Here is a 21,913-nt window from a genome sequence, read left to right on the forward strand (position 1 = left end):
CGCCCCTCGACGGGCGAAACCGGGATTCGAGAAAACGAGGGGGAGCGGAATGGCCGATCATCACGAGACTTCGACGGACCTCGCGGAACATCTCGCCACCTATCGCGGCTTTCTGACGCTGCTGAAGGTGGGAACCGCCGCCTCCGTCGTCAGCCTGCTGCTGATGTATTTCCTCCTCGCACGCTGACCGACCGGTTTTCCGACAGTTTTTGACCGAATGCGAACCGCGCGGCCATCCGGCCGCGGGGAACCGAATCTCCGCGCAATGGAGTTTCGTCATGCGCATTGCTGTTCAATCCGAGACTGACAAGAATGAGACGCGCGTCGCCGCGACGCCGGAAACCGTAAAAAAATACAGGGGTCTCTGCGCAGAGGTCGTCATCCAGTCGGGGGCCGGGGCGAAATCCGGCTTTGCCGACGCCGAATATGCCGCGGCCGGCGCGACCGTCGCGCAGAGCGCCGCTGCGGCCGCCGATAACGCCGCGATCGTGCTGCGGGTACGCCGACCGGCGCCGGGCGAGCTTGCGGGCGTTGCGCGCGGCGCGGCGGTCCTCGCCATCGCCGACCCCTTCGGCCATGAGAAGGAGCTCGCCGCCCTCGCGCAGACCGGCGCGACGCTCTTCGCCATGGAGCTCATGCCGCGCATCACACGCGCGCAGGTGATGGACGTTCTGTCCTCCCAGGCGAATATCGCAGGCTATCGCGCGGTCATAGACGCTGCGGCCGAATATGGCCGCGCCATTCCGATGATGATGACGGCGGCGGGCACGGTTCCCGCCGCCAGAATTTTTGTGATGGGCGTCGGCGTCGCCGGCCTGCAGGCGATCGCCACCGCGCGGCGCCTCGGCGGCATCGTCTCGGCGACCGACGTCAGGCCTGCGACGAAAGAACAAGTGGAATCGCTCGGCGCGAAATTCATCGCCGTCGAGAACGACGAATTCCGCCAGGCCGAGACCGCAGGCGGCTACGCCAAGGAAATGTCGCCGGAATACAGGGAAGCCCAAGCCGAGCTCGTCGCCGCGCATATCGCCAAGCAGGATATCGTCGTCACGACGGCGCTGATCCCCGGCCGCCCGGCGCCGAGGCTCGTCTCGGCGGCGGCGGCGCGCTCCATGCGCGCGGGCTCCGTCATCGTCGATCTCGCCGCCGAGCGCGGCGGCAATTGCGAGCTGACGAAGGCGGGCGAAACCATCGTCGACAATGGCGTGAAAATCATCGGCGCGGTCAATCTCGCCGGCCGCCTGCCGGCCACCGCCTCGAGCCTCTACGCAAAAAATCTCTACGCCTTCGTCGAGACGCTGATCTCGAAGGACACGAAGACTCTGGCCATCGATTGGGACGACGAATTGGTGAAGGCGACGGCCCTCACCCGCGACGGCGCCGTCATCGATTCGCGATTTGCGGCTTGATCGCGACGGCCCCGAGGGTCGCGCGCGAAGAAAGGGCGTTGTGACATGGCAACCGACACGACACAGCAATTGCTCGAAGCGGCGCGTCGCGCAGCCGAGGCGACACGCCAGCTCGCCGATCAGGCGCAATCTTATTCCGATCAGCTCGCCCAGGTGGCGGCGGCGGCCTCCTCGCACGGTCTGGCCGGCGGCGTCGACCCCGTCGTGTTCCGCCTCGCGATCTTCGCGCTGGCGGTTTTCGTCGGCTATTACGTCGTCTGGTCGGTGACGCCGGCGCTGCACACGCCGCTGATGTCCGTCACCAACGCGATCTCCTCGGTCATCGTCGTCGGCGCGCTGCTCTCGGTCGGCGTCGACACGGCGGCGGACGCCTCCGGCGGCTCCTCGGTCGCCTGTTGGCTCGGCTTCATCGCGCTCGCGCTGGTGAGCGTCAACATATTCGGCGGCTTCCTCGTCACCGAGCGAATGCTGGCGATGTACAAGAAGAAGGGCTGACGGCATGAGCGCCAATCTCGCGGTCCTTCTCTATCTCGCCGCCGGCATATTGTTCATCCTCGCGCTGCGCGGCCTCTCCTCGCCCGCGACCTCGCGGCAGGGCAATCTCTACGGCATGATCGGCATGGGCGTCGCCGTCGGCACGACCTTGCTGCTGCGCCTGCCGAGCCTCGGCGCGCTGATCCTCATATTGATCGGCGCGGGCGCCGGCGGCGGCGTCGGCGCCTATGTGGCGAAGCATGTCGAAATGACGAAGATGCCGCAGCTCGTGGCCTTCTTCCATTCGCTCGTCGGCCTCGCCGCCGTGCTCGTCGCCGGCAGCGCCTTTTTCGCGCCGCAGGCCTTCGGCATCGGCGCTCCGGGCCACATAGAGGGCGGCAGCCTGTTCGAAATGTCGCTCGGCGCGGCGATCGGCGCGATCACCTTCACCGGCTCGGTCATCGCCTTTTTGAAGCTCGACGAACGCATGACCGGCAAGCCGATCCTGCTGCCCGAGCGTCACACGATCAATATTCTGCTCGGCGTCGCGCTCATCGGCTTCATCGTGCTCTTCGCCACGACGGAGAGCGGCTTCTGGCTCCTCCTCATCATCCTCGTCTCGCTCGCGCTCGGCGTGACGCTCATCATCCCCATCGGCGGCGCGGACATGCCGGTCGTCGTCTCCATGCTCAACTCCTATTCGGGATGGGCGGCGGCGGGCATAGGCTTCACGCTCGGCAATCTCGCGCTCATCATCACCGGCGCGCTGGTCGGCTCCTCCGGCGCCATCCTCTCCTACATCATGTGCAAGGGCATGAACCGCTCCTTCGTCTCCGTCATTCTCGGCGGCTTCGGCGGCGAGACGGCGGCGGCGGCCGGCGCGGTGGAGAAGCGCCCGGTCAAGCAGGGCTCGGCGGAGGACGCCGCCTATATCATGCAAAACGCCGGCAAGGTCATCGTCGTGCCGGGTTACGGCATGGCGGTGGCGCAGGCGCAGCACGCGCTGCGCGAGATGGCCGATCTTTTGAAAAAGGAAGGCGTCGAGGTCAAATACGCCATTCATCCGGTCGCCGGCCGCATGCCGGGACATATGAATGTGCTGCTCGCCGAGGCCAATGTTCCCTATGACGAAGTCTTCGAGCTCGAGGACATAAATTCGGAATTCGGCCAGGCCGACGTCGCCTTCGTCATCGGCGCGAACGACGTGACCAATCCCGCCGCCAAGACCGATCCGCAATCGCCGATCTATGGAATGCCGATCCTCGATGTCGAAAGAGCGAAGACGGTGCTGTTCTTGAAGCGCGGCATGGGCTCCGGCTACGCCGGGGTCGAGAACGAGCTGTTCTTCCGCCCCAATACGATGATGCTGTTCGGCGACGCGAAGAAGACCGTGGAATCGATCGTCAAATCGCTGGCCCACTGACGCGGAAGCCCCCTCCCCGGCCCTCCCCCGCCGCGGGAGAGGGCGAGGCGGGGGCGCTCTACAGCTTCGAGAGGAATCCCGCAAAGCGCAGCGAGCCCTCGGGCCAAGGCCCATGGCCGCTCTCGGCGTTGACATGCCCCGCCGCGCCGGCGTCGACCAATTCCGCGCCTATTTCCTCGGCCAATCCGCGCGAGAAGTCGGCGTCCGCATGAGGATCGTCCGAGCTCGCGACGAGAATGGCGGGAAAACGCAGCCGCGCGCGCGGAATGGGAAGAAAGGCGCGATCGATCGCGGTGAGCGCTTCGATCGCCCGCTCCGACGGCGGCGTGACGAGAAAGGCGGCGGCGATCTTGTCGCTTCCGCGCGCTGCGACATGCAGCGCGGCGATCCCGCCGAGCGAATGCGTGACCAGCACGACAGGACGCGTCGCGCCGGCGATCTCCCGCTCGATGGTTTCGATCCATTCGGCAAAACGCGGGGCGTCGAAATCCGCCTGCGCCACGCAGCGCGCGGTGGAGAGCTTCTTCGCCCAGCGCGTCTGCCAATGCTCGAGGCCGGAGCCGCCGAGCCCCGGCAGGATCAGAATATCCGCATCCGCCGCGCGCATCTTCGTCGCTCCTGTTCGATCATCGTCATTGCGAGCGAAGCGAAGCAATCCAGAGCCGTGAGGCGGCCCCTGGATCGCGTCGTCGCTTCGCTCCTCGCGATGACGGTCGGCTCACGCCTGTGTTTCGGCCTTCGCCAGTTCTCCGTTCAGCGCCTTGGCGATGAGGCCGCGCGTCTCCTCCATGCCGAAGAGCGCGATGAAGGAGCCGAAACGCGGGCCTCTGCTCTCGCCGAGCAGAACCTCATAGAGCATGTTGAAGAAATCGTTCGACACGCCCGGCCGTTCCGGCGTCGCGCCCTTCGCCTTCAGATCCTGATAACGCGGCACGGCGCGCGCGACGTCATAGAGCGCCGTCTGAATGTCTTCGGCGCTGGCTTGCCTGGGCAGCGAGGCGAGCGTCTCCGACAATGTCGTCAACACGCCGCGCTCCACCTCGTCCGCCGCGCGATAGCGCTTCGCCGGCCGCACGAAATCGCGGAAGTAGGCGACCGCATAGCCGACGAGCCTGTCGAGCCGCGGATGATTCTGCGGCGACACATTCGGCGCATAGCGGCGCAGAAAGCCCCACAGAACCGAAGGGTCCTCGGCGTTGGCGACGGTCGCGAGATTGAGCAGCATGGAGAAGGAGATCGTCGTCCCCTTGGCTTCGCCCTCATGGGCCAGCGTCTCCGGCTCCGGCGGCGCGCCGAAGTGAATGTGCCACACCGGATTGCCGAGCCGCTCCTTCCACGCCTGACGCCGATAGGCGTCCAGAAAGGAGAGATAATCGTCGACATTGCGCGGAATGACGTCGAAGTAGAGCTTCTTGGCCGCGCTCGGCTTTTGATACATGAATTGCGCGAGGCTCTCGGGGCTGGCGTAGGTCAGCCATTCCTCGATGGTGAGGCCGTTGCCTTTCGACTTGGAAATCTTCTGGCCCTTCTCGTCGAGGAAGAGCTCATAATTGAAGCCCTCCGGCGGCCGGCCGCCGAGCGCGCGCACGATGGCCGAGGACAGCTTCACCGAGTCGATCAGATCCTTGCCGGCCATTTCATAATCGACGGAGAGCGCATACCAGCGCATCGCCCAGTCTGGCTTCCATTGCAGCTTGCAATGGCCGCCGGTCACGGGCGTGACGAAGGCTTCGCCGTTCTCCGGATCGCGCCAGGAGATCGTCCCCGCCGCCGCATCGACCTGCTCGAGCGGGACCTGCATCACTATTCCCGTATGGGGGTGAATCGGCAGGAAGGGCGAGTAGGTCGCCGCGCGCTCCTCGCGGAAGGTCGGCAGCATGATCTTCATCACCTCGTCGTAGCGCGCCAGCATGTGCAGCAACGCCGCGTCGAATCGGCCCGACGTGTAATATTCCGTCGAGGAGGCGAATTCGTATCGGAAGCCGAAAGCGTCGAGAAAGGCGCGCAGACGGGCGTTGTTATGCGCGCCGAAGCTCTCATGCGTGCCGAACGGGTCCGGAACCTTGGTGAGAGGCTTGCCGAGATTGGCTCTGACGAGCTCCTTATTGGGGATATTGTCGGGGACCTTGCGCAGCCCGTCCATATCGTCCGAGAAGGCGATGAGACGCGTCTCGATCTTTCCCTCGGTCAGAATCTCGAAGGCATGGCGCACCATGGAGGTGCGCGCCACCTCGCCGAATGTGCCGATATGCGGCAGGCCGGAGGGACCATAGCCGGTCTCGAACAGAACTTTCGTCTGCCCTGTCTCCTCCACCCGTTTGACGAGCTTGCGCGCCTCTTCGAAAGGCCAGGCCGGCGAGACGCGGGCGGCTTCGAGGAGATCGGCGGGCAGAGGCTCGGGCGTGGGCATGATGCGGCTTTTGTTGCGGTCGCGAAGAGCCGCGCACACTATTGGCGCCGGGCGGAAGCGTCAACGCATCATTCTTGGGGTAGTGGGTCAGTTTGAAGTTATTCGGAAGGCGTTTTTTGCAGGTCCACAAAAAGAACCGGGTCGGAGCGATTTCGGTTAGCTTCCGTGTCAAGCATGGTGAAGCCCGCTTTTAGATAAAAACCGACCGCTGATTTTTTTAATCGACAACGACAAACCTGCAACCGACTGCCGGACAAACAGTCCACTTCGCGACGCCTAGTGCGAGATCAACGAGATTTGAACCAAGGTCGAACCCCTGGTATCTACGATCGATCGCAAGCCGAGCTATTTTTACGGCAGGATAGTGCAGATATTTGTAATCGACGTTATCATTGCAAAGAGGCGATACATCACCATCCTGCAATACAACCTCTCCACACACAAGAGTTACATAACCAACTACTTTATTTGATTTGCCTTTATCAAAAATGGCGCATGTGCGAGCAAGACTTTTTTCCTGATATGACTTTGCGTGACGTTGCAAGAATGTTTTCAGAGGAGTGAACTCTTCGCCGCCAAGCGAAAGCCCGGTGAGCTTATCACCGGGCTCGATTTGCCGAATTTCGACTGAAATGTCGTTATCTGTCACGCTTCAAGCAAAACGTGATTCGTCCTCCGTTGTCACGCAAAGATTGCGTTAGAAGCACACCACGTTTCACACTTTCGACAGCAGCCCGCTTTGGCTTGCCGAAGGTGATCTGATTTTTGAATTTTTCGGCATCTTTATCAGTGAGGGTGACGCGTCCGAAAGCGTTTGATTTTATCGCCATTGCGTCCTCCTCCCTTAGCCAACTCTCGTCTGGCATTCTTGCCGAACTCGAATTGACGACATGTTAAGTGGCTTGCGTAAGGCAAGCCGACAAGGGCGATAAATTTGCGGCGTTCTAAGCGGCATATTTATACCATTGTTTTTATGCCTTTTTATAAGAGGCGCGTTTCATGACAATTTTAGCCTCTTCCGCCTCCATGAGCGCCACGATATCCCGAGCTCCCAAAGCCGATCGGAGACGCCGGCCGCCGAGCCAGTCGGATTCCACTCCCATCACCCCCCAAATTTCGAACTGACTCACTACCTCTCCGAGCGTTCGCGCGAGCGCCGACAAAATGCGGCGCAGAAAAGGGAGCGGGGCGGCCGCGGGGAGGAACGGCCGCCCCGGCCGGACGCTCAGAAAAAGCCGAGCTTGTCCGGGCTGTAGCTGACGAGCAGATTCTTCGTCTGCTGGTAGTGATCCAACATCATGCGGTGATTCTCGCGGCCGACGCCGGACTGCTTGTAGCCGCCGAAGGCCGCATGGGCCGGATAGGCGTGATAGCAATTGGTCCACACGCGCCCCGCCTGGATCGCGCGGCCGACGCGATAGGCGCGATTGACGTCGCGCGTCCACACGCCGGCGCCGAGACCGAAGATCGTGTCATTGGCGATCGCCACCGCCTCTTCATCGGTGTCGAAGACGGTCACCGACACGACGGGCCCGAAAATCTCCTCCTGGAACACGCGCATCTTATTGTTGCCGGCGAGCACGGTGGGCTCGACATAGTACCCGCCGGAAAGATCGCCGCCGAGATCGGCGCGTCCGCCGCCGATCAATAGTTCCGCGCCCTCCTTCTGGCCGATGTCGATATAGCCGAGGATCTTCTCCATCTGCTCTTTCGAGGCCTGCGCGCCGATCATCGTTTTCGCGTCGAGCGGATCGCCCTGCACGATCGCGCCGACGCGCTTCACCGCCTTCTCGATGAATTTGTCATAGATGCTCTTTTGCACCAGCGCCCGGCTCGGACAGGTGCAGACCTCGCCCTGATTGAGCGCGAACATCGCAAAGCCCTCGAGCGCCTTGTCGAAGAAGGCGTCGTCCTCGGCCGCGACGTCGGCGAAGAAGATGTTGGGCGATTTGCCGCCGAGCTCCAGCGTCACGGGAATGAGATTGCGCGCGGCATATTCGCCGATGAGCCGTCCCGTGCTGGTTTCGCCGGTGAAGGCGATCTTGGCGATGCGCGTCGAGGAGGCGAGCGGCTTGCCGGCCTCGAGGCCGAAGCCGTTGACGATATTGACGACGCCCGCGGGCAGCAGATCGCCGACGAGCTCCGCCCATATGAGAATGGAGGCGGGCGTCTGCTCGGCGGGCTTCAGCACCACGCAATTGCCGGCGGCGAGCGCGGGCGCGAGCTTCCAGGCCGCCATCAGCAGCGGGAAGTTCCACGGAATGATCTGGCCGACGACGCCGAGCGGCTCGTGGAAGTGATAGGCGACCGTGTCGTGGTCGAGCTCCGATATGCCGCCCTCCTGCGTGCGGATCGCGGAGGCGAAATAGCGGAAATGATCGATGGCGAGCGGAATGTCGGCGGCGAGCGTCTCGCGGATCGGCTTGCCATTGTCCCAGCTCTCGGCTTCCGCCAGGGTCGCGAGATTTTGCTCCATGCGATCGGCCACCGCATGGAGGATGCGCGCGCGCTCGGCGACGCTGGCGCGGCCCCAGGCGTCCTTGGCGGCATGGGCGGCGTCGAGCGCGATCTCTATGTCGGATTCGTCCGAGCGCGGGACCTCACAGAGAATCTGTCCATTGACCGGCGTCGCATTCTCGAAATAGCGGCCGGCGCGCGGCGCGACCCAGCGGCCGCCGATGAAATTCTCGTATCGAGCCTTGAACTTCGGGCTCGCGGAGCGGAGGAATTCGGGCCTCGTCATGACGTTTCCCCTTGCCATTATTCGAGCGCGCCTTTGCGGCGTCGGAGGGGATCATCCGCCCGCGCGGCCGGCAGCGCCAGCGGGGTAAACGCATGAACGCCCGCGAGGTGTCGCAGATTTGCGACACTCGGACAATTTCTAATGTCCCTGCGACAATCCGAGCCGGCCGAGCTTGCGATGCAGCGTGGCGCGGCTGACGCCGAGCAGACGCGCCGCCGCCGTCACATTGCCATTGGCGCGGGCGAGCGCGCGGCGGATCGCGCCGCGCTCGGCGTCTTTCAGCTCGGCTATTTGCAGCTCGGCTTTGTGCAGCTCGGCCTGCGCCTCGCCGCCGCCGGTCAAAAGATCGGCGGCGGGAAGCTGCGCCGCTATGCGCGCGTCGGTGACGCCGAGCTCGAGGCGGGCCGCCCGCGTCGCCCCGATGACGAGATCGTGCCGATCGACGGCGAGAAGCGCCGCGCCGCGCTCGGAAGGCGCCGTCACGATGCGCGCCCCGGCGAAGGCCTCGCGGAAATGCGCCGCCTCTATCGCCCGGGCGGCCTCCGCGACAGCGATGGCGACGAGCGCGACCATGCCGCCTGGCAGGGTCTCGCGGCTGCAGGAGACGTCGAGCGCGGCGGCGAGCCGTCCCTCGTGATCGTAGATCGGCGCCGCGGCGCAGCTCAGCCCCGTGTTGCGCGTGTGGAAATGCTGATCGCGGTGAATGGTCAGCGCGCGGCCTTCGGCGAGACAGGCGCCGATCGCGTTGGTGCCCTCGCGCGCCTCGCTCCAGACCGCGCCCGGACGCAGGCCGCGCGCGTCGAAATCCGCCGCATCCGCCTCGGCGCTGCGCCGCTCGAGAGGCACGCCCTCGACATTGCTGAGCAATGTGCAGCAGCCGAGCTCGGCGACAGCCACGAACAGGCGGTCGAGCGGGTTCTGCGCCGCGCGCAGCAACGGGGCCAGCCGCTCGCGCGCCGCGTGGAGAGCCGCCGCGTCGATCAAATCCGGCGCGCGGCGCGCCTCCGGGTCGAGCCCATGCAGCGTGACGCAGCGCCGCCAGGAGGCGGCGACCGCCGAAGCCGCGGGGGCCGCGTCGTCATCGATGACCGAGCGGATCCGGTCGACATGGCTCACCTCGCGCCGCATTGCAGGGTCTCTCTCCGGTTGGAGGAGAGGCCAGCATAGCGCGACGCGCGGACGCTTTCACCTGTCGTCGCGCCGGCGCGACTTGCGCCCGCCGGCTCTCGCCGCGAGAGTCTCGCTCCAGCGTCGAGCCGGACAGGCGGCCGCCAGCGAACGGCGACCCGCGAAAGCGCATCCTGTAACGGGAACACATTGACAATTTCTACCTAACGAATATATCGCCCGAAAATTTTTGAAATAATCGATTTTGCCGACTGGGGCGAGGACGGCTCTGATGGATTCCCACGACTCGATCGTCACGCCGCTCCTCGTGGAGACGAAGTCGCTTCGCGAGCCCGTGCTGAAGTCGGCGTCCTTCGGCGGCTGCACTCTCGAACAACTTTTCGAGGTCGAGCTTCCCGCGGATCGCTTCGACCATAAGCATTTTTGGCGGGCGACGATTCCGGGCCTCGCTTCGGAGCCGACCCCATTGCACGCCACCGCCTCCCGCAGCGGGACGACATTCCGTCTCCTGCAGCGTGAAATGGAGAAGCCTCTCTATCGGCGGATCTCAGAAAATCATTACGATGTCATGGCATTCGACGTCGCGCAGGATTTTGCGACCAATCATGTCGTGACGGGCGGCACGATCTTTCCGGATTTCCGCGACATCCTGGGGGAAGGCGAGGATCAGATCGATTTTTCCAGCATAGAGGAACTCGCATCCTACGACAGCATTTCTGCGGATACGGATTTCTATTGGGATTTGTGGTTTTCCCATTTCGCCAAGCTTCACAGCGAAATTCTAGAGCCGAAGCGGAAAGCCGGCACGAAGATTTTCTTCGTCGAGCGATATTTGTGCGAGACGAGCTTGTCGAGCGGGAGCTTCCTCCCCTACGGAAACATCGAGGCGAGCAGGCGGCGGAACCGACGACTGCGGTCGGTCTACGAACGCTTGAGCGCCACGCCGGGAATTCGTCTGCTGGGCGTCCACGAGAAGCTGTTTTTCACCTCGCGCGACGCCCCTTGGGGCGAATGGGAGTTCCATCCAGAGCGCGAATATTATTTTCAGATGAAGGCGGAGCTGCTCCGGCTCGTCGAGCCGCGGCTGGTCGCGGATGTGACCGCCGACTTTCTGCTGGAGCAGGCCGCCGAGCGCAGCAAGATGCGCGCGGAGCGGGACGCGGCCCAGATTCTGGCCCAGGAACTGATTTACGAGATCGATCGATTGCGGCCGCAGCTGGCGGAGGCGAGCGACGATCTCCAGGGCGTTGCGCTCGAGAAAGACCAATCGCGGCAGGAGCTGGCCCGAGCGCGCGATGATCTCCAGGACGCGCGAGAGCGGCTCGCTCGAGCGGAGATCGAGACGGGCCGATTGCGGCTGGAGCTGGCCCGAGCGCACGACGACCTCCGCAAGGCGCGAGACCGGCTCGAACAGGCGCAATCCGAGAGTTGGTTAGAGAAATATCTGGCGGAGGCGGACGGGAGCGGCGCCGCCGCGAGAAGCGTTTTCGACCGATTATTCGTCTGGTGGGCGCGAAGATGCGAGATGCACAGGTTGCGTCGCGCGAAATTCGACGCGGAAGGCTATCTCCTCCGCTATCCGGACGTGGCGGCCGCCGGCGTCGATCCGCTGGCGCATTACATCCTTCACGGGCGCAGCGAGGGGCGCTCGGCGACGTTTCATTCCTGACGCCGATCGCGGTGAGGCGACGACAGATTGCGCCCGGTCGTCGCGCCCATGCTCTCTCCATCGACGAGATCGAGACCGTGATCTGCGCGGTCTCGCGCTCGAGCCTGGGCTTTTGTTTTAACGCGTTTCCGACGCCGAACCGGCGTCCACTTCGGCTGGAAGCGCTTTAGGGCCTGTTCCCGAAAAGCGCGAAGCGGTTTTCGGAAAAGAACATGCGAATTCAAATAGCTCTAGAGCGCATTCGGACATGATTTGTCCGAATGCGCTCTAGACCCTTCGCGCCGACCGGGATTATGCGAAGGGTTTACCGAAATTTTTACTATGTTCGGGCGTAATTCGCTCTTGGGCTCGGTGAAGCTCGCGTCGGTCATTCTCGAGTCGAACAAAGTCGAGCTCACCTATAGTCGCGCTGAAGCTACGTAGAGCGGACAAAAAACCGCCAAAATGTAACTTCAGCTTCTTAAACCATGCTCGGGATGGATGAGACGAAACTCCATTCCGGGCGCGTGTGGCGTAGTCGAGCGTCTTCTCTTTGAAGCTCTCGGACAGAGTGAGTAACGGAAGTCCTTCCGAAAGTGGGGGTGAATGAGAAAGAATCCCGGTGAACGATGCTTGCTCAATTCATTGCTCCGCCGTGAAACATCTCGCCGCATTCTGATTTCGACCCTCTTTGTCGCCGGCGCCCTCGCGGTGGGCGGACTGACGGGTCTGGCGATGCGACGCGCCGAGATCGTCGTGGAGGCGCCGCCAGCGACCGCCGCGCTCGAGGTCGATTCTCCCACGGAGACCACGGCCTCGATCGAGGCTCCGTCCTTCTCCATTCCTTTCGGCGTGCTCGTCGGCGATCTACGCGCGCATGCCGCGCCCGAGCGTGCCGCGCCCAAGACGGTCGTGGCCTCGCTCGAGGCGCCGCAGCTTTCGTCTCGTCCCTCGTCGATAGAGGCGCCGGTTCCGCCCGCCCGCAAGGACGCCGGCCTCGGGCCGCAGACTGCGGAAGAAGAGGAAGAGAGCGCGCCATTGCCGCCGCCGCGTCCCTCCGAATTCGGCTTGGGCGTGCGTCCGCCCCTCGTCCCCGCCGTCCGAAGCGCGCGCAAGACGGCTTCGGAGCCGGCGCAGGAGGAGGACAATCGCTCCTTCTTCGACAAGGTCTTCGGCCCGCTGCAGCCGACCGGCAAGGCGCTCGCCTATGCGGCGCCGGAGACGGGCCTCTTCGACGGCCTGCGCTCCCTGACGCACAATCCGACGGCGGCTTACGACAATCAAACGGCCGTCTACGACATCAGCGCGCATACGGTCTATATGCCGGACGGCGCGCGTCTCGAGGCGCATTCGGGCCTCGGCGACAAATTCGACGATCCGCGCTTCGTGCATGTGCGCATGCGCGGCGCGACGCCGCCGCACACTTATGATCTCACTTTCCGCGAGCGCCTGTTCCATGGCGTGCGCGCGATCCGGCTGACGCCGGTGGGCGGCGAGAGCGCCATCTTCGGCCGCGCCGGACTGCTCGCGCACACCTATATGCTCGGCCCGCGCGGCGACTCCAACGGCTGCATCTCGTTCAAGAATTACGCCGCCTTTCTGCGCGCCTTCGAGCGCGGCGAGATCAAGCGCCTCGTCGTCGTCGGCAAGCGCTGAAGCCGAAGAGGCTTTTCACAGCCTCTTCGGCTGATCGTCGAAGGCGGGGAGATTGCGGCAGCCGAGCGCGCCATATTCCTCGACACGCTTGCGCGCGCCCGGCGTGCTGCGTCGGCCGGGGTCGAGCGCGATCCAGGAAAAGACGGAGAAAGCGGCCTCGCAGGGCTTGCCCACGGCGACATAGGCGTTGGCGAGCTCGACGAACAATCGCTCATGCACCCTGGCGCGGTCGTGGAACAGCTCGATCGTCGTCTTATATTCGGCGATCGCCGCATCATAGCGCTTGGCCGCGAAGAGCGCGCGGGCGCGTAGATAATGAAAATCCGGAAAGATCGGCTGCTCGGAGATCAGCACATCGGCGATCGCTATGGCGGCCTCCGTATCGCCGATGCGCAGGAACAATTCGCCGGCGCGTCCCTTCTCCGTAGCGGTGTTCGGACAGGCGGCGGAAAAGCCTCGATAGATTCGGGCGCCGACGCGCTCTTCTCCTTCCAGAATCAGCGCCTCGGCGAGAGCGGCGACCGCGCGCTTGTCGCAGGGCTCGCGCAACAGCTTGGCCAGCGCAGTGGAAATTTTGGGCTTGGCGACGAAGCCGGCTCGCAGCGGCTCGACCTCGAGCCGCGCATAGACCGGCGCATATTCGTCGGCCGGCGTCGGCGCGCCGACGGCGCTCGCCGCCGAATAGGCCTCACGGCGCAGAAAATCGCGCAGATCAGGGAATGCGGCGAAAGCGACAGTGAGAGCCCCGGCGATCGCGACCGCGGCGCCGATCCAAAGACGGCCTTTCTCCGCGGAAGGCGCCGGAACGATACGGTCCCCGCGATCGATCTCCATGATCCGTCATCCCGAAAATGCGCGTGTCGACAATTGATGGCGAAGCCTAGAATCTTTTCGTGCTTCATTGAAACACGGAAAGATTCTAGGCAACTATTTTCACGCGTTTCCGACGCCGAACCGACGTCCACCTCGGCTGGAAACGCTCGTCTCGTGACTTTTTCTGCCTCAGCGGCGGATGCATCCCGGCCCAAACGGCCCCGGCGATGAAGATGAAGAGGACGCCGAGCGGAAGGAAGGGCGTTCTGCGGGCGGGTCTCGGCGGCTCGGCTCGCGGTTCTCTCGATTTCTCGAGATCCTCACGGAGCGTCGCGATCACGGCCGCGGCGCGATGGCGTTCGCCGATTCCCGACGCCGCGCGCAATATCGGCCGCGCGCGAGGCGTCGACGAGAACTTCCGCGGTCGCGGCCGTGAGGCGGGCGCTGTCGTCGACGCGCAAGGCCGCCGTCTCGAATTTGTCGAGGCGGCAGAGCTCGTCCCCCAGCGAGAGCGACTTGATCCGATCGAGATCCGGGTCCGTTCCGCTGGGGGTGGTCATGCTCGCCCCCTCATTATTTCACGTTGAGATTTTGCACCGACGCCCCGAGCTGCATTATCGCCGTGACCATGCCGAAGTAAGCCGCGTGGTCGGTCTCCATGCGCGCCTCCAGAACCGCGATTCGATCCGAAAGCTCCGTTCGCGCGTGCTCCAGCTTCGTTTCGAGCGCAAATTTTGCCTCGCCGAAGAGCAGCTCCCGCACGTGTTCGAGCGGATCCGAAGCGGCGACCGCCTGAACGGCCTCGACCTCCTCGACCGCCTCGCCGACCGCCGCCGTTTCATCCGCGGCTTCGACGACCTCCGCCTCGGCGGTTTCCGCCACAGCGTCGGCGGCCTCCTCGGCCTCTACGGCCTCCTCTGATTCCGCTTCACCGGCTTCGGCGTCGACCGAATCCTCGGTCACGGCCGCAGCGGCCTCAACGGCTTCGATCTCGACGACTTCTTCCCCTGCTGCAGTTTCGACGGCCTCCTCTGTTTCGGCGGCCGCCGCAACCGCCTCCGGCTCCGCCTCGAGCTTGCTTTCGCTCTTCGCGGGCTGAGCCTCGATCGATGCTTGAACGATGGTTTGGGATTCCTCGAGCGTGTCCGTCATTTCCATCTCCCGAATCGAGCCCCATCGACGCCCAGTGTCGACTGGGCGGTCTGCGCCGCTCGCAGCGGCACGCGGAACTTTCACGGAACGCGCAATTCTTGCGCTTGGATGGTGATCGGAGGGGCTCTATACGCCAAGATCCAAGGCGCAATTCACGAATGACGAGCCAGCACCCGACTGTAACGCTGGTTCTGAGCAAAACCAAAGCGTCGTGACAGTCTCCGAGACGACAACAAATAGAGTATTCGAGGGGATGACATTTGCGAGCCATTGTTTCCTGATTCGCCGGCTCCGTCAACGAGCTTGCGGGCGGCGCCGAGCTCCGCTCAGGCTCACGAATGGAAATTCGAACAGGAGCGTGGCCTCGCCCATCGCCGCTTGCCCATCGCCCCCCGCTCCGTTAGTCATGAAAGCGCAACAGAGCGCGCGCCTCCGGGAGGACCCGGCCCCATGATGTCCAGCTGGTCCAATCTCTTCGTCATGGGCGCGGTCGCCGCGGTCGCTCTCGTCGTGCTGCTCGGTCTCGGCAATGTGCTGCGCGGCGGCGACGGCAATCTCTCGCAAAAGCTCATGCGCTGGCGCGTGGGCTTGCAATTTTGCGCTCTGCTGCTGATCCTGGCGATCCTCGCGTTTCGACACTAGTGGCTTGCGTCAATGAAAGTGAAGATGCTCGAGCCCCCTCCCCAGCCCTCCCCCGCTATGCGGGAGAGGGGGCAGATCCGGCGCTTCATCGAAGCTTCGCGTAGCGTTTGCCACCCCCTCTCCCGCGAAGCGGGGGAGGGTGAGGGAGGGGGCCTTCGGATCTTCAGTTCGAATGACGCAGGCCACTAGAAGAACCGCCGACACTGGAAGAGTTGACGATGGTCCGCCTCGACAAGATCTACACACGCGGCGGCGACGCCGGCGCCACCTCCCTCGTCGGCGGCGAGCGCCGGCGCAAGGACGATCTGCGCGTCGAGGCCTATGGCGCGGTGGACGAGACCAACGCCGCCATCGGCCTCGCGCGTCTCGCCACGGCGGGGGACGCGGCGCTCGACGCCATGCTGGCGCGCATCCAGAACGATCTCTTCGACCTCGGCGCCGAATTGGCCACGCCGGTCGAGCCCGGCGCGACGCCGCCGGAGAACAGCCTCGCCATCGTGCAGTCGCAGGTGGATCGGCTGGAGCGCGAGATCGACGCGCTCAATTCTTCGCTCGCCCCGCTCAAATCTTTCGTGCTGCCGGGCGGGACGCCGGCCGCCGCCCATCTCCACCTCGCCCGCACGGTGAGCCGCCGCGCCGAGCGCGTGATGGTGGCGCTCGCCAATGCGCCGGACGAGAGCGTCGGCGCGACGGCGCTGCGCTATGTCAATCGCCTCTCCGATTTTCTCTTCGTCGCCGCACGCTACGCCAATAAGGATGCCGGCGACGTGCTGTGGACGCCGGGCGCGACGCGCTGACCTTCCGCCCCTGCCGCCGCCGCTTCCCGTCGTTCTTTGCGACGACGATCCCTCCGGAATAAGACGCCTCCGCTCAGCGCCGGCCCTTGGTCTCGAGCCAGCGTTCGAGCTCCATATCGTCGAGGGCGCCGATCACCGTCCTGCTCCCGCCGTCGGCCGCGACGAGAGCGGTGAAAGGCAGCTCGCCCTGCCAAACGCGGTCCACCTCGAAATAGAGCCGCTCCACGAAGCGGTCGGCGAAGGCGAAATTGACCGCCTGCCGCAGTCCCGCCTTGTCGATGCGGCTCTCGACGCGACGGCGGTCGCTCTCCCCATCGGTGTTGACGAAGACGAAATCGACTCCTTGCGTCTCGCGCGCGAGCCTGCCCCAATCGGGGAGCTCGGCGACGCAGATCGAGCAGGCGATCGACCAGAAATGCACGATGAGCGGACGACCCGCATGGGCCTTGCGAATGCTCTCGAAAGAGCCGCGCGAAAAAGGCGCGAACGCCTCGGACCGCGCCGGTTGCGCCGCCGCGCAGGCGGCCAGGACGGCGACGGCGAACAGCGCATGTCTCATCGCGCGCATGTCGGAAAATCCCCTCGTTCTGCCGTTCTTTTCCACCACATAGCGGAATTCGGCGGCGGAGGCGAGCGTCGCGGCCCTCATCGAGAGGAGCGCGCCCGACGAGAGAGCCGCGCTCCCCGGCCCCGACCATCGGCGATTGCTCCTTCGCCTTCATGTTGTTAAGCCTGGGACGAGCGGCGCGCGGGGACGCCGACCATCCGATAGCTCGATGTCCGAAACAGTCGACCCCTCCATTGACGCGACGGCCCGCAAGACGGCGGCCGCGAAGGCCTCGATCGCCGCGAGCGCGGCGCTGACGCTCGCCAAGCTCGCCGCCGGCCTCGCCTCCGGCTCGCTGGCGCTGATGTCCGAGGCCGGCCATTCCGCGGCCGACGTCGCCGCCACTGTGCTCACCTATTTCGCCGTGCGCCAGGCCGAGAAGCCGGCGGACGAAAAGCACCATTACGGCCATGGCAAGGTCGAATCGCTCGCCGCGCTCATCGAGACCGGGCTCCTCTTCGGCCTCGCGCTCGTCGTCGCCGGCCAGGCGGCGCAGCGGCTCGGCGATTCGGATATAGAGATCGGCGCGGGCTGGCCCGTCTTCGCCGTGCTCGGCCTCTCCATCGTCGTCGATTTCGTGCGCTCGCGACGCCTGAACGCCATCGCGAAGGAGACGCAGAGCGACGCGCTCGCGGCCGACGCGCTGCATTTTGCGAGCGATCTCGTCTCGTCCGGTCTCGTGATCTGCGGCCTCGCGGCGACGCGCCTCGGCTTTCCGCAGGGCGACGCGCTGGCGGCCTTCGGCGTCGCCGCCTTCATCGCCGTCGCGGGTTTCCGGCTCGGCAGCCGCACGGTGGCGACGCTGCTCGACGCCGCGCCGCAGGAGCTCGTGCCGCAGATCCGGGAGATATTGCGCGCCACCCCCGGCGTCATCGCGGTGGAGAGCCTGCGCCTGCGCACCGCCGGACCGAAGGTGATGGGCGAGGCGGTGCTGCGCGTCGCGCGGACGCTGCCGCTCGAGCGCGCCGCCCGCATCAAGGAAGAGGCGAACGCGGCCATCCTCCGCGCGGCGCCGGGAGCGGAGATCGCCCTCGCCGCCTATCCGATCGCGCTCGACGACGAGACCGTGCTGGAGCGCATCCTGCTCGTCGCCGCGCGGCGGCGCCTCCAGGTGCATCACATCATCGCGCAGCTCGTCGGCGAGCGGCTCTCGATCACGCTCGACCTCGAGCTCGACGGCGCCATGTCGCATGGGCGCGCCCATGCGATCGCCTCCGATCTCGAACAGGCGATCCGCGAGGAATTCGGCGAGGCGATCGAGATCGAGACTCACATCGAGCCCTCCGAGCCGCATCTGCTGACGGGCCAGGACGCGCCGCCGCAGACGCTCGACGCGATCGCCGACGCGCTCGCGCGTCACGCCGCCGAGGGCGGAAAAATGACGCATGTCCACGACGTCCGCGCGCGGGAGACGCAGGACGGGCTCGTCGTCAATTATCATTGCTGCGTCGATCCGGCGCTGTCCGTCGACGCGACGCATGCGGCCGTGGACGAAGTGGAGCGCGCGATGCGCGGTGAATTTCCGAACATCCTGCGAATTGCGGGACATGCAGAAATATACGACCATTCGTGAACATTCCGAGCGCTTTCGCGCGGGGCCGCGTATTGTCTTTTAGCCCGAATGCAGCTATCCGTAGCCGGGAATAATCGAATGTATTTCTCGGGGCCGCGATCATGTCGAATGTCACGGGCAAAGCCTATGGAATGAACGTCATTACGCCGATGAAGCCGTGGCGGACGTGGTTCAATCGATTCAGCTTCATGATCTCCCGATCGATCCCGACCTCCCTCGGCGGATTGCTCGGCCTCTCCTTCATCCACTTCGCGCGCTGGGCCATCGTCAAGCGCGACCAATGGCCCGATCTCGGCCAGGGCAAGCAGACGCTCGCCAATGACTATCTGCTGTTCTGCAGCAATTTCAACGGAACCTGGGATCAATATATCGACGCCTTCGCCGACGGCCTGCCCAACGGCCTCGATCTGCTCTGGTACACGAGCACGAAATATCCACATTCGGTGCCGATCACGCCGTTCAAGGATTATATTCGCGCCAATCAGATCGACACGAATTACTACTACAACTCGGTTCCGGGCGCGGCGCAGCCGGATGTGAAGGCGGCCCTGCGCGTGCGGCGCGCGCTGCTCGATCTGCAGAAGAGCCATGCCTCCGCGACGCCGCAGGAATTCCGAAAGCTCTACGTCGAGCGCCTCGTCAGCGTGCAGAACGACCTCGGCTATGAAGGCCATGCGCCGGTCGCCAGCAACGACACGGAAAACGCCGAGATCAATCGCGAAGATTATCTGGAATTCGCCGGCGATCTCGCGCTTTCGGCGCGCTGATTTGCGTTTTCGACGCCAGAATTCTCTTTAAAAGAGGCCGTCATGCCGACCTTCGATAGCGGAGCCTATTTTCTCACGACGCTCATTCCGATCGGCACGGCGCCGATCGCAGACGACGGCGTCGCGACCTCGCCCGTGCATGCGCTGCGGAAACGGCTGTCGCTGCTGCCGCGCGGCGAGCGGAGCCCCTTCGCGCGCAGCACGCGCAATCATTTCGCGCGTTTCGTCGTCATAGACGACGTCGCCTACAATGGGCGCGAGCAGCCCAACACGCTGCTCGTCGCGGTCGGCCCGGAGTTGTCGATCGACCAGAAATACAAGGATATGCTCAACCCGGTGATCGCGCAGCCGCAAGATCACCTTTCCTGTCCTTTCCTGTTTTTCGCTTCGGATTTCGACGCGGCGAGCGGCGCCGACTCCGAACGCGACTCCTATCTGCGCGAGCTCTGGACGAAATCGGAGGCCGAGCTCAAAGAGGTCTTCAAATATTGCCTCGGCTTCGAGGCGCGCGTCACCGACGCCGCGAGCTTCGCCAAATATATCGCCGATTGCCAGATCGAGACGACGATGCCGTTCCACGATTATTGGCTCGACGGCGTGCCGGCGGATCAGCTGCCGAGCGTCCCGCTGAAGACTCTGGGTCTCGCCTTCGCCGGCATCGCCTTCGTCGTCTTCGCGGCGCTCTATTGGTGGCTGTTTCCGGATTTTCTGCGCGGGCTGTGGTTCCTGCTGGCGATCGCCGGCGGCGTGCTCGTCGGCGGCGCGGCGATCGTCCTCTATATTCTCGACTTCGGCAAGAAGCCCTTCCCCGCGGCGCCGAACTCCACTCTGCCGGAGGTTCTGAAGGCGCTCTATCTGCGTCGCCAATTCACGCGCTTCGCCATCGACCGGCAATTGGACGCGGTGGGCGAGGACGAGGCTTCGGCGCAGCGCCTCTACGACTCTTTCAAGTCTTTCATCGACGCCAACAAGCCGGAAAACGTCGCAGAGCCGACGCAACAGGCCGGCTCAATCGGAATCTAGGGGCGGAAAATGTCAGTCGTTCTCGACCTCGCGGATATTCAGGGCAATATTCTCGACGCTTACCCGAAGCAGGGCTATTTCAAGGGCCGCACCATCCTGCTGACCATCGGCGGCGACAGCGAGAAGGCGCGCGCCGCCAATGGCCGCCATTTCGTGACGCAGCTGCTTCCGCGCGTCACCTCGGCGCTGGCGAGCCGAGGCTCCGGCGACGCCGAGCCGCCGGCGATCGCGGTCAACATCGCCTTCACCTTCTACGGCCTGCTCATGCTCGGCGTGCCGACGCGCACGCTGCGCGGCATGCCGGACGAATTCATCGACGGCATGGCCAAGCGCGCGCGCATGCTCGGCGACGATTTCTCCGGCGCGGGCTGGCAGTCGAAATGGGACGAGGCGTGGCAGCCGGCGAAGCCTGAGAGCGCCGTGCATATCCTCCTCGTGCTCAACCAGCGTTACACGGCGAGCCCCGCGGATCTCGACGCGGTGACTGAGCAGATCGTCGCGCTCGGCAAGCAAAACCGGGTCGAGGTGCGCGGCGGCCATAATCCGCCGGGCCATGCGAACCAGCCGCTCTATCAGGACCTGACCGCCCTCTTCGACGCGCAGGGGCGGCCGACGCCGAAAGAGCATTTCGGCTTCTCCGACGGCATCAGCGATCCGGTGTTCGAGGGGCAATATGCCGCCGAGCAGACGCAGGCGGCGGCGATCGGCCAGGGCGCCGTCGACGGAAACGGCAATTGGCGCGCGCTGGCGACCGGCGAATTCCTGCTCGGCTATCCGGACGAGGCGCAGGAGATTCCCGGCTCGGCCATGCCGCTCGCCTTCAGCCGCAACGGCACTTTCCTCGCCTATCGCAAGCTGCACGAGAATGTCGCCTCCTGGCGCAAATTCATCGACGATCAGGCCGAGAAATTCGCCGCTGTCTGGGGGCTCGAGATCGATATCGCGCGCGAGACGCTGGTGGCCAAAATGGCCGGCCGCTGGTCGGACGGCGTGCCGCTCGCCAAGGCGAAGGATTTCGCCGCCTGGCAGGAGTTCAATCAGAAATATCCGGAGGACTCGCCGGAGCGCGAGCGGCAGCTCGTCGACTTCACCTATCGCGACGATCCCGATGGCGGCAAATGCCCGATGACCTCGCATACGCGACGCGTCAACACGCGCGACGCGCTCGACCCATGGATCGCGGCCGGCCAGCCCAAGCAGGCGGCGGGCTCCGTGCTCAACAATCGCCGCCGCATTCTGCGCCGCGGCCTGCCCTACGGCTCCTCGGGCCCGGACACCGCGGACAAGGACGAGCATGGCATCGTCATGCTGGTCGTCTGCTCGAGCTTGGCGCGGCAGTTCGAATTCGTCCAGCAGCAATGGATTCATTACGGCGTCGACGCGCGCGCGGGCAATGACACCTGCCCCATCGTCGGCAATCATTCGCAAGGCGCCGAAACCGAGGACGAATACGCCCGCAAGCGCAACGGGCCCAAGGCGAAATTCGTGGTGCCCTCCGACCCCTCGTCGGGCAAGCCCCCCTATATCGCCGAGGGCCTGCCGCAATTCGTGGAGACGCGCGGCGGCGACTATTTCTTCGTGCCGAGCCTCACTGCTCTGCGCATGATCGGCATGGGCACTGTCGATCCCACCTGAGGACGAGACCGGA

The 21,913-nt window shown here is 64.6% G+C and carries 22 protein-coding genes; 12 read left to right on the plus strand and 10 right to left on the minus strand.

Annotation, left to right across the window (positions count from 1 at the left end):
* The first annotated feature begins 49 nt into the window (after positions 1 to 49).
* From Mspo_RS01830 to Mspo_RS01845, 4 genes are all read left to right on the plus strand, one after another.
* On the plus strand, positions 50 to 187 hold the full coding sequence (locus Mspo_RS01830) for an aa3-type cytochrome c oxidase subunit IV (protein WP_159726240.1): 138 nt from the start codon (positions 50 to 52) through the stop codon (positions 185 to 187).
* 91 nt (positions 188 to 278) lie between these two features.
* Positions 279 to 1,409: a Re/Si-specific NAD(P)(+) transhydrogenase subunit alpha gene (locus Mspo_RS01835; RefSeq protein WP_159726242.1), complete on the plus strand. Its 1,131-nt coding sequence runs from the start codon at positions 279 to 281 to the stop codon at positions 1,407 to 1,409.
* Positions 1,410 to 1,454: 45 nt separating this feature from the next.
* Complete coding sequence (locus Mspo_RS01840; RefSeq protein ID WP_159726244.1) at positions 1,455 to 1,904, plus strand: NAD(P) transhydrogenase subunit alpha; 450 nt, start codon at positions 1,455 to 1,457, stop codon at positions 1,902 to 1,904.
* A 4-nt stretch (positions 1,905 to 1,908) separates the two neighbouring features.
* The gene (locus Mspo_RS01845) at positions 1,909 to 3,306 is read left to right on the plus strand and encodes an NAD(P)(+) transhydrogenase (Re/Si-specific) subunit beta (protein ID WP_159726246.1); all 1,398 of its coding nucleotides are present in this window, start codon (positions 1,909 to 1,911) and stop codon (positions 3,304 to 3,306) included.
* Between the two features lie 58 nt (positions 3,307 to 3,364).
* On the opposite strand, the gene Mspo_RS01850 is transcribed toward Mspo_RS01845, so the two are convergent.
* From Mspo_RS01850 to Mspo_RS01875, 6 genes are all read right to left on the minus strand, one after another.
* Positions 3,365 to 3,913, minus strand: coding sequence for an alpha/beta hydrolase (locus Mspo_RS01850; protein ID WP_159726248.1), 549 nt, complete (start codon positions 3,911 to 3,913; stop codon positions 3,365 to 3,367).
* A gap of 111 nt (positions 3,914 to 4,024) precedes the next feature.
* Complete coding sequence (locus tag Mspo_RS01855; protein ID WP_159726250.1) at positions 4,025 to 5,716, minus strand: lysine--tRNA ligase; 1,692 nt, start codon at positions 5,714 to 5,716, stop codon at positions 4,025 to 4,027.
* 217 nt (positions 5,717 to 5,933) lie between these two features.
* Positions 5,934 to 6,365 carry a hypothetical protein gene (locus Mspo_RS01860; protein WP_159726251.1) on the minus strand — a complete coding sequence of 144 codons (432 nt, stop codon included), beginning with the start codon at positions 6,363 to 6,365 and terminating at the stop codon, positions 5,934 to 5,936.
* On the minus strand, positions 6,355 to 6,546 hold the full coding sequence (locus tag Mspo_RS01865; RefSeq protein WP_159726253.1) for a hypothetical protein: 192 nt from the start codon (positions 6,544 to 6,546) through the stop codon (positions 6,355 to 6,357). The genes Mspo_RS01860 and Mspo_RS01865 overlap by 11 nt, the downstream gene beginning before the upstream one ends.
* Before the next feature lie 395 nt (positions 6,547 to 6,941).
* Positions 6,942 to 8,459, minus strand: a complete 1,518-nt coding sequence (gene adh / locus Mspo_RS01870; RefSeq protein ID WP_159726255.1) for an aldehyde dehydrogenase — start codon at positions 8,457 to 8,459, stop codon at positions 6,942 to 6,944.
* Between the two features lie 138 nt (positions 8,460 to 8,597).
* Positions 8,598 to 9,587, minus strand: coding sequence for a helix-turn-helix domain-containing protein (locus tag Mspo_RS01875; protein ID WP_159726257.1), 990 nt, complete (start codon positions 9,585 to 9,587; stop codon positions 8,598 to 8,600).
* A 271-nt stretch (positions 9,588 to 9,858) separates the two neighbouring features.
* Between Mspo_RS01875 and Mspo_RS01880 the strand changes: the two genes are divergently transcribed.
* Complete coding sequence (locus Mspo_RS01880; RefSeq protein WP_159726259.1) at positions 9,859 to 11,256, plus strand: DUF6270 domain-containing protein; 1,398 nt, start codon at positions 9,859 to 9,861, stop codon at positions 11,254 to 11,256.
* A gap of 690 nt (positions 11,257 to 11,946) precedes the next feature.
* Positions 11,947 to 12,891: a DUF2778 domain-containing protein gene (locus tag Mspo_RS01885; protein ID WP_306344915.1), complete on the plus strand. Its 945-nt coding sequence runs from the start codon at positions 11,947 to 11,949 to the stop codon at positions 12,889 to 12,891.
* A gap of 15 nt (positions 12,892 to 12,906) precedes the next feature.
* Here the strand turns inward: Mspo_RS01885 and Mspo_RS01890 are convergent, their stop codons facing one another.
* The 3 genes from Mspo_RS01890 to Mspo_RS01900 all read right to left on the minus strand — a co-directional run bounded on the left by Mspo_RS01890 (position 12,907) and on the right by Mspo_RS01900 (position 14,856).
* A complete protein-coding gene (locus Mspo_RS01890) occupies positions 12,907 to 13,725 on the minus strand; it encodes a lipopolysaccharide assembly protein LapB (RefSeq protein ID WP_159726260.1) in 819 nt (272 codons plus the stop codon).
* A 299-nt stretch (positions 13,726 to 14,024) separates the two neighbouring features.
* Positions 14,025 to 14,264 carry a hypothetical protein gene (locus tag Mspo_RS01895; RefSeq protein ID WP_159726262.1) on the minus strand — a complete coding sequence of 80 codons (240 nt, stop codon included), beginning with the start codon at positions 14,262 to 14,264 and terminating at the stop codon, positions 14,025 to 14,027.
* Between the two features lie 13 nt (positions 14,265 to 14,277).
* Complete coding sequence (locus Mspo_RS01900) at positions 14,278 to 14,856, minus strand: hypothetical protein (RefSeq protein WP_159726264.1); 579 nt, start codon at positions 14,854 to 14,856, stop codon at positions 14,278 to 14,280.
* Positions 14,857 to 15,306: 450 nt separating this feature from the next.
* On the opposite strand from Mspo_RS01900, the gene Mspo_RS01905 reads away from it, so the two are divergent.
* Both Mspo_RS01905 and Mspo_RS01910 read left to right on the plus strand, forming a co-directional pair.
* A complete protein-coding gene (locus Mspo_RS01905) occupies positions 15,307 to 15,498 on the plus strand; it encodes a twin transmembrane helix small protein (protein WP_201281605.1) in 192 nt (63 codons plus the stop codon).
* 218 nt (positions 15,499 to 15,716) lie between these two features.
* Positions 15,717 to 16,295 carry a cob(I)yrinic acid a,c-diamide adenosyltransferase gene (locus Mspo_RS01910; RefSeq protein ID WP_159726266.1) on the plus strand — a complete coding sequence of 193 codons (579 nt, stop codon included), beginning with the start codon at positions 15,717 to 15,719 and terminating at the stop codon, positions 16,293 to 16,295.
* A gap of 73 nt (positions 16,296 to 16,368) precedes the next feature.
* Here the strand turns inward: Mspo_RS01910 and Mspo_RS01915 are convergent, their stop codons facing one another.
* Positions 16,369 to 16,944, minus strand: coding sequence for a TlpA disulfide reductase family protein (locus Mspo_RS01915; protein WP_244613051.1), 576 nt, complete (start codon positions 16,942 to 16,944; stop codon positions 16,369 to 16,371).
* Positions 16,945 to 17,071: 127 nt separating this feature from the next.
* Between Mspo_RS01915 and Mspo_RS01920 the strand changes: the two genes are divergently transcribed.
* The 4 genes from Mspo_RS01920 to Mspo_RS01935 all read left to right on the plus strand — a co-directional run bounded on the left by Mspo_RS01920 (position 17,072) and on the right by Mspo_RS01935 (position 21,900).
* A complete protein-coding gene (locus Mspo_RS01920) occupies positions 17,072 to 18,475 on the plus strand; it encodes a cation diffusion facilitator family transporter (RefSeq protein WP_159726268.1) in 1,404 nt (467 codons plus the stop codon).
* Positions 18,476 to 18,576: 101 nt separating this feature from the next.
* A complete protein-coding gene (locus Mspo_RS01925; protein WP_159726270.1) occupies positions 18,577 to 19,242 on the plus strand; it encodes a hypothetical protein in 666 nt (221 codons plus the stop codon).
* A gap of 42 nt (positions 19,243 to 19,284) precedes the next feature.
* Complete coding sequence (locus Mspo_RS01930; RefSeq protein ID WP_159726272.1) at positions 19,285 to 20,265, plus strand: hypothetical protein; 981 nt, start codon at positions 19,285 to 19,287, stop codon at positions 20,263 to 20,265.
* Between the two features lie 9 nt (positions 20,266 to 20,274).
* Positions 20,275 to 21,900, plus strand: a complete 1,626-nt coding sequence (locus Mspo_RS01935) for a hypothetical protein (protein ID WP_159726274.1) — start codon at positions 20,275 to 20,277, stop codon at positions 21,898 to 21,900.
* The last annotated feature ends 13 nt before the right edge of the window (positions 21,901 to 21,913 follow it).

The organism is Methylosinus sp. Ce-a6 (assembly GCF_009811655.1).
Lineage (GTDB): Bacteria > Pseudomonadota > Alphaproteobacteria > Rhizobiales > Beijerinckiaceae > Methylosinus.

Excerpts from the sequence above, each read along its gene's own strand:
- Mspo_RS01830 (WP_159726240.1), top strand. The coding sequence starts at position 50 with ATGGCCGATCATCACGAGACTTCGACGGACCTCGCGGAACATCTCGCC.
- Mspo_RS01920 (WP_159726268.1), top strand. The coding sequence starts at position 17,072 with ATGTCCGAAACAGTCGACCCCTCCATTGACGCGACGGCCCGCAAGACG.
- Mspo_RS01900 (WP_159726264.1), bottom strand. The coding sequence starts at position 14,856 with ATGACGGACACGCTCGAGGAATCCCAAACCATCGTTCAAGCATCGATC.
- Mspo_RS01930 (WP_159726272.1), top strand. The coding sequence starts at position 19,285 with ATGCCGACCTTCGATAGCGGAGCCTATTTTCTCACGACGCTCATTCCG.
- Mspo_RS01905 (WP_201281605.1), top strand. The coding sequence starts at position 15,307 with ATGATGTCCAGCTGGTCCAATCTCTTCGTCATGGGCGCGGTCGCCGCG.
- Mspo_RS01895 (WP_159726262.1), bottom strand. The coding sequence starts at position 14,264 with ATGACCACCCCCAGCGGAACGGACCCGGATCTCGATCGGATCAAGTCG.
- Mspo_RS01845 (WP_159726246.1), top strand. The coding sequence starts at position 1,909 with ATGAGCGCCAATCTCGCGGTCCTTCTCTATCTCGCCGCCGGCATATTG.
- Mspo_RS01910 (WP_159726266.1), top strand. The coding sequence starts at position 15,717 with ATGGTCCGCCTCGACAAGATCTACACACGCGGCGGCGACGCCGGCGCC.
- Mspo_RS01850 (WP_159726248.1), bottom strand. The coding sequence starts at position 3,913 with ATGCGCGCGGCGGATGCGGATATTCTGATCCTGCCGGGGCTCGGCGGC.
- Mspo_RS01915 (WP_244613051.1), bottom strand. The coding sequence starts at position 16,944 with ATGAGGGCCGCGACGCTCGCCTCCGCCGCCGAATTCCGCTATGTGGTG.
- Mspo_RS01925 (WP_159726270.1), top strand. The coding sequence starts at position 18,577 with ATGTCGAATGTCACGGGCAAAGCCTATGGAATGAACGTCATTACGCCG.
- Mspo_RS01840 (WP_159726244.1), top strand. The coding sequence starts at position 1,455 with ATGGCAACCGACACGACACAGCAATTGCTCGAAGCGGCGCGTCGCGCA.
- adh (WP_159726255.1), bottom strand. The coding sequence starts at position 8,459 with ATGACGAGGCCCGAATTCCTCCGCTCCGCGAGCCCGAAGTTCAAGGCT.
- Mspo_RS01935 (WP_159726274.1), top strand. The coding sequence starts at position 20,275 with ATGTCAGTCGTTCTCGACCTCGCGGATATTCAGGGCAATATTCTCGAC.
- Mspo_RS01875 (WP_159726257.1), bottom strand. The coding sequence starts at position 9,587 with ATGCGGCGCGAGGTGAGCCATGTCGACCGGATCCGCTCGGTCATCGAT.
- Mspo_RS01835 (WP_159726242.1), top strand. The coding sequence starts at position 279 with ATGCGCATTGCTGTTCAATCCGAGACTGACAAGAATGAGACGCGCGTC.
- Mspo_RS01880 (WP_159726259.1), top strand. The coding sequence starts at position 9,859 with ATGGATTCCCACGACTCGATCGTCACGCCGCTCCTCGTGGAGACGAAG.
- Mspo_RS01890 (WP_159726260.1), bottom strand. The coding sequence starts at position 13,725 with ATGGAGATCGATCGCGGGGACCGTATCGTTCCGGCGCCTTCCGCGGAG.
- Mspo_RS01855 (WP_159726250.1), bottom strand. The coding sequence starts at position 5,716 with ATGCCCACGCCCGAGCCTCTGCCCGCCGATCTCCTCGAAGCCGCCCGC.
- Mspo_RS01865 (WP_159726253.1), bottom strand. The coding sequence starts at position 6,546 with ATGGCGATAAAATCAAACGCTTTCGGACGCGTCACCCTCACTGATAAA.